Genomic DNA, 9,315 nt, shown 5'->3' on the forward strand with positions numbered 1-9,315 from the left:
GACTGACCGACCCCGGGCTTCGGCCCACCGCATCACCCACCGGGAAACCCCATGAACACATCCCTCAGCGACCCGCCGACGACGAACGGCGGCACCCCTCGACCGACGGAAGGAGAACTGGAGCGGCAGCGGGCGGCGATCGCCGCGCTCGGCCATGAGCTGCGGGTCCTGGTGGACGCCGCCGTGCGGACGACGGCCCCGGCGGAGGTGCTGCACCGTGTGGCGGACGGCGTGCGCCGGATCACCGGACGGCTGACCGGCCGACCGCGGGCGAGGGCGGAGGTCCCGGCCGTGGACGAGTTCCCCGGAGAGGTGCGGATGTACAGCCCCGTCACCGGCGCCGGCAGTCCCCTCGCACCGCCCATGCTCGTGACACCGGGCGACGGCGGCCTCGTCGGACTGTGCACCCCCGGTATCGCCCACGAGGGGCCGCCCGGCTACGTGCACGGCGGGATGAGCGCGATGCTGCTGGACGAACTCATGGGCCGGGCCTGCGGCGCCGCCGGTCTGCACGCCATGACCGCCTCCCTCCAGGTGCACTACCACCGGCCCGTCCCGGTGGAGACGCCCCTGCGAGTCGTCGCCCGGGTCACGGGCACCGAGGACCGCAGGATCCTCGTGGAGGGCTCGATCAGCACGGACGGGCAGTCGGCCACCCCCTTGGTCACCGCCGACGGTGTCTTCGTCTCGCCCGACCCGGACCGCGCCCGCGTCCTGTTCCCCGGCATGCGCGAAACACCCTGACGGCGGAGAAGCCGTACGGCGACGCCTCGCGCGGGCGGCGTCGCCGTGAGCCGATACGCCCCGGGTCAGCCGCGGGGCATCTCGGCCAGGCAGTCCTTCACGAGCTGTTCCGGGACATCGCGGACGAGTTCGGCGCCGTTCGGGCCGTCGAGGACGAAGGTGAGATGGCCCGGCGCGGTCCCGGCGGCCTTCTTGTCGAGCCGCATCAGGCTGATCAGGTCGTCGATGTCGGCGGTGGCCGGGAGCTGCCAGGGCAGTCCGTAGTGCCGTACGACGGTGAGGTGTTCGTCGACGCGGGCCTGGTCGATCCGGCCGAGGGCGCCCGCGAGGCGGCCGGCGAAGACCGTGCCGATGGCGACCGCCTCGCCGTGGCGGAGGTCGAAACCGGTCTCGGTCTCCAGGGCGTGGGCCAGGGTGTGGCCGTAGTTGAGCAGGTGCCGTAGTCCGGTGTCGCGTTCGTCGGCGGAGACGATCTCGGCCTTGCGCCGCACGCTCGCCGTGATCTGTTCGACGGTGGTGCGCTCCCGCAGGTCGCCGGCGCCGATGAAGTGGCAGCGGGCGATCTCGCCGTAGCCGTTGCGCCATTCGCGCTCGGGCAGGGTGGCGAGGTGGTCGGTGTCGCAGAACACGGCCTTGGGCTGCCAGTAGGCGCCGACGAGGTTCTTGCCCTCGGGCAGGTTGACGGCGGTCTTGCCGCCGGTGCTGGCGTCGACCTGGGCGAGCAGGGAGGTCGGCAGATGGATCACCGGGACGCCCCGGTGATAGAGGGCGGCGGCCAGGCCCACGGTGTCGGTGGTGGTGCCGCCGCCGCAGGAGACGACGACGTCGCTGCGGCTGAGGCCGGCGTCGGCGAAACGGCGGCACAGTTCGCCGACGGTGGCCAGGGTCTTGTGGGGTTCGCCGTCCTGTGCCTCGATCAGCCGGTACGGGACGCCGGGGTCCGGGACGAGAGCGGCGGGGCGGGCCGAGACGATCACGGCACGGCTCGCGCCCAGCCCGTCCACGGTCTCGGCGAGTCGATGGCGGACCCCGGCACCGATGTGCACGTCGTAGGAGCGCTCGCCCAGTTCGACGCGGACCCGGCCCGTTCCCGTCCCATGGTCGCTCTTGTCGCTCTTGTCGCTCTTGTCGGTTGTCATGCGTACTCCTCGCACGGCCGCGGCCGTGGTGGCGGTCAGGGGGCTTGCGGTGGTGGGGGCCGGGTCAGCCGACCAGGCTTTCCGGGTGGCGGGCGTGGAGTTCGGCGGGCAGGTCCTCGCGGCGTTTGACGTCGAGCTTGCGGAACACACGGGTCAGATGCTGTTCCACGGTGCTGGGGGTGACGTGGAGCATGGCGGCGATCTCGCGGTTGGTGTGGCCGACGACGGCGAGGGCGGCGACCCGGCGCTCGGCCATGGTCAGGACGGTGGCGGCCGACCGTTCCAGCAGTCCGGCGTTGCCCTCGGGGACCAGCTGCTCGCACAGTCGCTCGGCGCCGCAGGACTTCGCGACGTGCCAGGCGCGACGGACGAGGCGTTGGGCGCTGCGGCGTTCGCCCGCCGCGGTGTGGGCGTCGGCGAGTTCGGTGAGGACGAGGGCGAGTTCGTACCGGCCGCCGTGCCGGCCGAGGATGTCGGCGGCCTCACCGAGCAGTTTCGTACGGCGGGCCGCCGGGCCGAGGGCGGCGGCGACGCGGAGGGCGAGGCCCCGGTACGGGGAGTCGCCGCCGCCGAGCCGGGCGAGGTGTTCGTCGAGCAGCCACTTGGCCTGGTCGCGGTTGCCCAGGTGCAGCCAGGCCTCGGCGGCGCTGGTGCACCAGGGCACGATGTGGGCGCCACCCAGGCCCCAGGCCCGGATGCGCTCCCCGCAGAGCAGGAAGTCGGCGAGGGCGGCCCGGTGGCGGCCGGCCGCGGCGGCGTACTCGCCTCGGGCGTGCAGATAGTGCAGGCCGTAGCGGGTCTGGAGGAGTGCGTCGGGCACGGGACGGTTGACGTGGCGGGCGGCGAATTCGAGGCGGCCGATGCGGACGGCGGCGGCGATCGCGGTGCCGAGCGGCAGTCCGATGACGACGCCCCAGCTCTCCGGGGTGATGAGGGACAGCGCGTTCTCGGCCTGTTCGGCGGCCCGCGTCAGGTCACCGAGGCGCAGGCATGCCTCGGCGCGAGCGGCGGTGAGCGCGGCCTGCCAGGCCGGGGTGTTGCCGCAGCGCGGGTCGGCGAGGAGTTTGTCGCACCAGTCGAGGGCCGTCTGGGGCTGTCCGGCGTAGAGCTGTGCGAGCAGGGCCAGCAGACAGGCCTCGCCGCCCCAGGGCGAGTCGCCGGCCCAGCGGAAGTCGCCGATGACGGCGTCGATACGGGGCAGGGCGTCCCGGTCGAGTCCGCTGATGAGGTGCCCGGCGACCTCGGCGGCGGCGGACAGGGAGGGTTCGGTGGTGAGACGGCGGGCGTCGGCGGCGACACGGGGCTGGGTGCGGGGGACGAGGCCCGGGTACGTTCCGGCCAGCCAGGTCGACAGGTCGCGGAACTCCTCTTCCTCCGCGACGATCTGACGCTTTCTCATATGGGCGAGGACGCGGGACAGTTCGTCGGCGCGGCCGTGCCAGGCGAGGCGGCGTACGACATCGGTCCACTCGCGGGTGCCGAGCCGGTCGGCGAGTACGGCGGTGACCGAGGACGCGAGGTGTGCGGCGGCGGCGAAGGGGGTGACCTGCCACTGGGCGTCGGCGAGTTCGGCGCGGACGGTCGCGCGGAGCACGGGTTCGCGGCAGGACGCCTCGGCGATGGTCAGATGGTCGACGGCCTCGCGTGCCCGGCCCTCGGCGAGCAGTTGGCGCGCGGCCTCGCGGAGTACTTCGCACTCCCAGCTCTCCCCGGCCTCACCGGCGCGGGCCAGCCGGTCGGCCACGACGGTGGCGGGGGCGCCGTCCTGGTGGAGCAGTTCGGCGGCCTTGCGGTGCAGGTCGGCCGTCTGCCCGGGCGGCAGGTCGTCGACGAGGGTGCGGGCGGCGGCGGGGTGCCGGAAGCGGTCGCCGTCCAGCAGTCCGGCCGTGGTCAGCGCGTCGAGGGCGCCGGTGGTGGTGCCGACGCCCAGGCCGGTGAGGCGGGCGATGTGCTCGGGGCGGGCTCCGTCACCGAGGACGGCGAGGGCCCGGGCGACGGCGAGCCCTTCGGGTTGGCCGCGCCGTACGCAGCTCAACAACTCGCGTGCGTAGGCCTGCTGGGGAGCGCTCCCACGACGTTCGTCGGAGATCAGCGCGTGCAGTAGCCGAAGGTTGCCTCCGCTGAGGTCGGTGAAGTCGGCGGCCAGCCGGTCGGCCTCGCGCTCGCCGAGTTCCGCGGCCAGCACCTGGCGTACGCCGTGCCGGGTGAGCGGCCGGAGCGGAACGCGGTGGAAGAAGGGCTGCCGGTACAGCTCGGCGCACAGCGGGTTCTGGGCGGCATAGGTCTCGGCGTGGTCGGTGACCAGCAGCAGGACGGGCGCCGTCTTGATCCTCAGGGCGAGGTACGACAGACAGTGCAGCGAGGGTTCGTCGCCCGTGGAGAGGTCGTCGATGGTGATCACGACCGGGCGTCCGTCACCGGCGAGGCGCCGGAACGCGTCCTGGACTTCCCGACGGCTCTCGGGGATGCCGTCCCGCCCGGAAGGGACGGTCGGCAGGCCGTTCATGTCCGCCGGTACTCCGGGGCTGTCGAACAGCTGGGTGAGCACCCCGTACGGGAGGGACTGCTCGACCGGGGTGGCTGCGGCACGGAGCACCAGGGCACCCGACTGCTCGGCGTGCCGGACGAGGTCGAGCAGGAGCGCGGTCCGGCCGCTGCCCGGTGGACCGTCGAGCAGTACGTGCCGTCCCTGTCCTCTCGCGCACTCCTCGAAGAGGGTACGGAGCCGCAAGACACTGTCGTCCCGCTCGACCAGTCGCATGAGTCACCTGCCAGATGTCCGAACGAGCCCACCGAACCGAATGAGCCCACCGAAGCCCGGGAGCCGTCGGGACCACGCCGTCGCCGCGGCTCTTCGACCGAGCCGGTACCTCCGCCAGGTTCGCATTGATCAAGCTCTCGGACCCCCCTGAACGACCCCCTACTCGCCTGTGAAAATCTCCCTGGCCCCTGTGTCACCCCCCTTGTCGCCGGGGCGTTCCGGACGATTTCCCTCGAACGGCCCCCTAATCACCGGTGAATTCGCCCCCGAGCCCTGTCGCGGAACGCCGTGGTGGTGAAAGCTGGCATGGTTTCGCGCGAAAGTGATGAGGTACGTGATGCCGGCAGGTTCCCAGTGGATTCGCAGATTTCATCCGGCCGAGGAGGCGACGGCCCGCGTCGTGTGCCTTCCGCACGCGGGGGGTTCGGCGAGTTTCTACTTTCCGTTGTCCCGGGCGCTGACGCCGTCGCTGGACGTGTTGGCCGTGCAGTACCCGGGGCGGCAGGACCGGCATGCCGAACCGTGCGTGGACGAACTGGGCAAGCTCGCGGACCTCGTGGTGGACGAGCTGGCGCCGTGGCTCGACCGGCCGCTGGTGCTCTTCGGGCACAGCATGGGCGCGACGCTCGCCTTCGAGGTGGCGACCCGGCTGCGGCGACGCGGCGTCGTACCGCTGAGGCTGTTCGCGTCGGGGCGGCGGGCGCCGTCGACGCATCGCGACGAGTCGACATATCTGCTCGACGACGACGCCCTGGTCGCCGATGTGTTCCGGATGGCCGGCGACGACATGGAGCTCCCCGACGAGGAGCTGGTGCGGATGATGCTCCCGGCGATCCGCAACGACTACAGGGCCGCCGAGACCTACCGGTACCACCCGGGCGAGCCGCTGTCCTGCCCGATCACCGTGCTGACCGGCGACCGCGACCCGAAGGTGACGGCCGAGGAGGCCGCCGCGTGGAAGGCGCACACGACCGCCGGGTGCGAGGTGCGGACGTTCAGCGGCGGGCACTTCTTCCTGGCGCCGCACCTCGCGGAGATCACGCGGCTCGTCGGGGAGGCGGCGCGTGGGGCGCGGGGAATTTCCGGCTCATGAGATCCATGGGGTCTGAGAGGCTCATGGGGTTGGTCGCTCGTCCGTCGGGAGCCACGGGGGCAGTTCGCGGCGTCCGCTGATGCGCAGCTTGCGGTAGACGCGGGTCAGATGCTGTTCGACCGTGCTCGCGGTGATGTGGAGGCGTTCGGATATCTCCCGGTTGGTGGCGCCGCCCCCGGCGAGGATCGCGACCCGGCGTTCCTGTTCGGTGAGCGCGGCGACCCGCCCCCGGCAGGGCTCCGCCGTCGTGCCGTCGGGCATGACCCGGTGGCACAGCCACAGCGCGCCCGCCTCCCGGGCGAGGGCCCAGGCCCTGCGGGCGGTGTCGCGGGCGAGGCGCTGGTTGCCGAGTTGTTCGTGCACGTCGCCGAGGTCGGCCAGGGCCGCCGCCAGCTCGAACTTGTCCCCGTGGTCCTCCAGGACGCCCACCGCCCGGATGAGCAGATGGACGCCGCGCTCGGGACGGACCGCTCGGCCCAGCAGGCGCAGGGCGATCCCCCGCTCCCTTCCGGTCAGCGAGTGCCGGTCGAGCAGCGGTCTCAGCAACGCCCTCACCTCCTTCTTGTCGCCTTGGACCAGCCATGCGACGGCGGCGCCGAGTTCCCAGGGCACGCGTCCGGTGAAGTCGGGGCCCAGCTGGGTGAGGAGCCCCTCGCAGGCGCGGAAGTCGGCCAGCGCGGCGTGCGGTCGGCCGGCGGCGAGTCGGTACTCGCCGCGCGCGTACAGGTAGCCGAGTTCGTGGCGGCTGTGCGCCATCGCGTCCGGTACGACGGTCCTCAGGTACCCGGCGGCGTCATCGATCCGGCCGAGGCGGACGGCGGCGCGGACGGCGCATGCGACGGGCAGGCCGAGCAGCGCGCCCCAGCCCTGCGCCGGGACGAGGTCGAGCGCGCGTCGGGCGTGGTCGTGCGCGGTGGTCAGATCGCCCCTGCGCAGGGCCACTTCGGCGCGCAGCGCGGTGAGCACGGCACGCCAGACGGTGCCGATGTCGTCGAGCGCCGGATCGTCGAGCAGTTTGTCGCACCAGGCCTGGGCGGTGCCCAACTGATCGGCCTGGATGAGGACCAGGACGGCGATCGTCGTGGCCGTACCGCTCCACACCGAGTCCGCGTCCAGGCAGGTGGTCTGCAGGGTGAGTTCGGCGACCGAGGCCGCCGCCCGGCTCGGGCCCGTCCTCATCGCCCGGACCAGGTCGGCGGTGAACACCACGGCGGGGTCGCCGGTCTCCGCGCCGTCCGGCCGCAGGGTCGATGAGGTCGGTCGCCGTGGCGCGTCGAGCCGTGCGGCGTGCTCCGGGTACACGTGCCGCAGCCAGTCGGCGAGGTGACGGTACTGGGGATGGGTGCCGCGCAGGGCCTCCAGTACCGCGACCGCGTCGTCGGCGTGCCCGTACCAGGCGAGCCGCCACAGGAGGTCGCTCACCTCGGTGTCCCCGAGGTGGCCGGCGAAGAAGTCGGCCCGCTGGTCGGCGAGATGGCGGGCGGCGGTGGTGGGCGAGTACCGCCACTCCAACTGCGCGGCGGTAGCCCGCACGGCGGCGCGTTCACGAGCGTCCGCGCTGCCGCCGAGCGCCAGGTCGAGGCAGCGCAGCGCCCGGGGCACCCGCCCGTCGAACACCGCTTCGCGCGCCGCGGCCCGCAGCGTGGCCACGGCCCAGGGGGCGTTCGCCCAGGCGGCGCTGACGAGGTGCTTCGCGACGGCCCCGGCGGACGCCCCGCGCTCGTACAGGAACTCGGCGGTCCGCCGGTGCAGCGCCGCCGCCTCGGTGGCGACCTCGACGGTCGGCGTGGCCGCTGTGCGAAGGGCCCGCGAGCCGTCCGTGCGAGGGCTCGGCCCAGGGGCGCCGTCGGCCCCTGCCCTGCCGAGGAGCATGGTCTGCAGGATCAGCGGGTTGCCGCCGCTGCGGAGGAACAGTTCCGCCACATGGGGGTGTACGGGGGTGTCGCCGAAGTGGTGTGCGGCGAGGGTGGCCACGCCGTCGAGGGACAGGGGGTGCAGGGTGATGTGGCCCAGACCTGGCGTGCGGTAGAGCGCGAGCAGGCGCCCCGGTTCCGTGGCACCGTGGCTCAGGTCGTGGGTGAGGACGCCGAGGACACGGGCGGTCCGCAGCCGGGAGAGGACCTGGGTGAGGTAGCACAGTGACTCGGGGTCGACGTGGTGGGCGTCGTCGATCGCGATCACCAGGACCTCGTGCTCGGCCAGCGCGGTGATCTCCTCGGCGAGACGGTGGGCGTCCGCCGCCATCTCCTCCTCGGACGGCACATCCCGCCGGTCACGCAGAGGAGGCGGCAGGGGCGTTCCGGCGAGCAGCCGCCGCAGCGCCCCGAAGGGCACCGCGGCGTCGTCCGCCACGGCCGTGACGGCGACGGTGCGGACGCCGGGGCCCGCGACGGCGTCGAGGTAGTCGTGGACGAGTCTGCTCTTGCCCGTGCCCCGGCAGCCCTGGACGATGGCGAGCCTGCCGTGGCCCGCCGCCGCGTCGACCAGAAGCCGGTTGAGCATCGCCACCGCGTCCGCCCGCTCGACCAGTGAACCGAGCGGGCCGCTTCCCGCTGCCCGGGACTCCAGGATGTCAGGGAACGCGGGGGGCGATCCGGCTCCGTGTTCCTGCTCGTCCCCGTACACGGATACGCCGATGAACGCTGATTCGACAGCTTTCTTCCACAGCCACGACCTTAAGAGCGTTTCCGCACGAGGAAGCACCTCGTCGCCATGTCTTGGTGCTGTCGTGACCGTTGGGTAAAAGAATTCAGAGAACGCCCCCGTTTCTTTGTCCGTTCTTGCCGAAGAGTTTCATTCCACGGGGTTCTCGGGCGCGGTGATGGCGGCCACGACACTTCGGTACGCGGCGGGATGGACCATGGCGTGCACGATCTGTTCCTTCCCGTCCCGCACGGTCGAGCACAACTTGCCGGTCTGCGTGAGCTGTTCGTCCCCCACGAGACGCCGGCGCCGGATGATGGGGTCGATGGCGTCCCGCCCCGCGTCCGGCCCGACCATCGCGTCGAACGCGCCCGCCCACTCGTCGACGCTCCGCGGCTTGAGCACGAACCGGTACGACGTCCGCCAGTCCGCGTCCCGGCTGCGGTACCGCAGCACGTGGTACTCGCCCTCGCGCACGAGCCGGTAGTCGACGCCGTCCTGGGTCTGCACGTCGGCGCAGACCCGCAGGGGCTCGACGAAGGACAGCCCGCCGAATCCGACGTCGGCCAGCCAGTCCTCCCCGTCGAGCCGGACCCGTACAAGCATGTGCTCGATCGACGGGCCGAACACATTGCCGGGGAACAGCGTGCTGGCCGCGATGAGTTCCGTCTCGAAGCCCAGCTCCGCGAGCAGCCGCCGGAACATGCCGTTGAGCTGGGTGCAGATGCCGCCTCTCCGGCCGCACACCACCGTCTCGAACGTCTTCTCGACGTCGATGACGGCGATGTTGTCGAGGTCGAGCTCGGTGACATGACCGTTGTCGTACGGGATCGCCTGGAGATGGCCGCGGTGCAGCCGGGTGAGCGTTTCCAGGGTGGCCGTCGCCGGTCCCGCGTGACCGAGGGTCCGCAGATACCGATCCACGTCGAACACGC

At 72.5% G+C, this 9,315-nt stretch carries 6 protein-coding genes; 2 read left to right on the forward strand and 4 right to left on the reverse strand.

Annotation, left to right across the window (positions count from 1 at the left end; all coding sequences use genetic code 11):
• Positions 1–51 precede the first annotated feature (51 nt).
• Positions 52–744 carry a PaaI family thioesterase gene (locus STRIP9103_RS27720; protein WP_009324834.1) on the forward strand — a complete coding sequence of 231 codons (693 nt, stop codon included), beginning with the start codon at positions 52–54 and terminating at the stop codon, positions 742–744.
• A 65-nt stretch (positions 745–809) separates the two neighbouring features.
• Here STRIP9103_RS27720 and STRIP9103_RS27725 read toward each other — a convergent pair whose 3' ends face one another.
• Both STRIP9103_RS27725 and STRIP9103_RS52855 read right to left on the reverse strand, forming a co-directional pair.
• A complete protein-coding gene (locus STRIP9103_RS27725) occupies positions 810–1,883 on the reverse strand; it encodes a 3-dehydroquinate synthase family protein (protein ID WP_009324887.1) in 1,074 nt (357 codons plus the stop codon).
• Positions 1,884–1,947: 64 nt separating this feature from the next.
• Entirely contained in the window at positions 1,948–4,644 is a 2,697-nt protein-coding gene (locus tag STRIP9103_RS52855; protein WP_009324905.1) for an AAA family ATPase, read from the reverse strand.
• Positions 4,645–4,981: 337 nt separating this feature from the next.
• Between STRIP9103_RS52855 and STRIP9103_RS27735 the strand changes: the two genes are divergently transcribed.
• A complete protein-coding gene (locus tag STRIP9103_RS27735; RefSeq protein WP_009324838.1) occupies positions 4,982–5,737 on the forward strand; it encodes a thioesterase II family protein in 756 nt (251 codons plus the stop codon).
• Between the two features lie 21 nt (positions 5,738–5,758).
• Here the strand turns inward: STRIP9103_RS27735 and STRIP9103_RS27740 are convergent, their stop codons facing one another.
• Together STRIP9103_RS27740 and STRIP9103_RS27745 are read right to left on the reverse strand one after the other, a co-directional pair.
• The gene (locus STRIP9103_RS27740; RefSeq protein WP_048821091.1) at positions 5,759–8,362 is read right to left on the reverse strand and encodes a helix-turn-helix transcriptional regulator; all 2,604 of its coding nucleotides are present in this window, start codon (positions 8,360–8,362) and stop codon (positions 5,759–5,761) included.
• Between the two features lie 168 nt (positions 8,363–8,530).
• Entirely contained in the window at positions 8,531–9,313 is a 783-nt protein-coding gene (locus tag STRIP9103_RS27745; protein WP_009324845.1) for an arylamine N-acetyltransferase family protein, read from the reverse strand.
• Between the last annotated feature and the right edge of the window lie 2 nt (positions 9,314–9,315).

Origin of the sequence: Streptomyces ipomoeae 91-03, assembly GCF_000317595.1 — a bacterium.
In the GTDB taxonomy this organism is placed as follows: Bacteria; Actinomycetota; Actinomycetes; order Streptomycetales; family Streptomycetaceae; genus Streptomyces; species Streptomyces ipomoeae.

Coding starts and splice junctions, on each gene's coding strand:
- STRIP9103_RS27720 (WP_009324834.1), top strand. CDS start 52: ATGAACACATCCCTCAGCGACCCGCCGACGACGAACGGCGGCACCCCT.
- STRIP9103_RS27725 (WP_009324887.1), bottom strand. CDS start 1,883: ATGACAACCGACAAGAGCGACAAGAGCGACAAGAGCGACCATGGGACG.
- STRIP9103_RS52855 (WP_009324905.1), bottom strand. CDS start 4,644: ATGCGACTGGTCGAGCGGGACGACAGTGTCTTGCGGCTCCGTACCCTC.
- STRIP9103_RS27735 (WP_009324838.1), top strand. CDS start 4,982: ATGCCGGCAGGTTCCCAGTGGATTCGCAGATTTCATCCGGCCGAGGAG.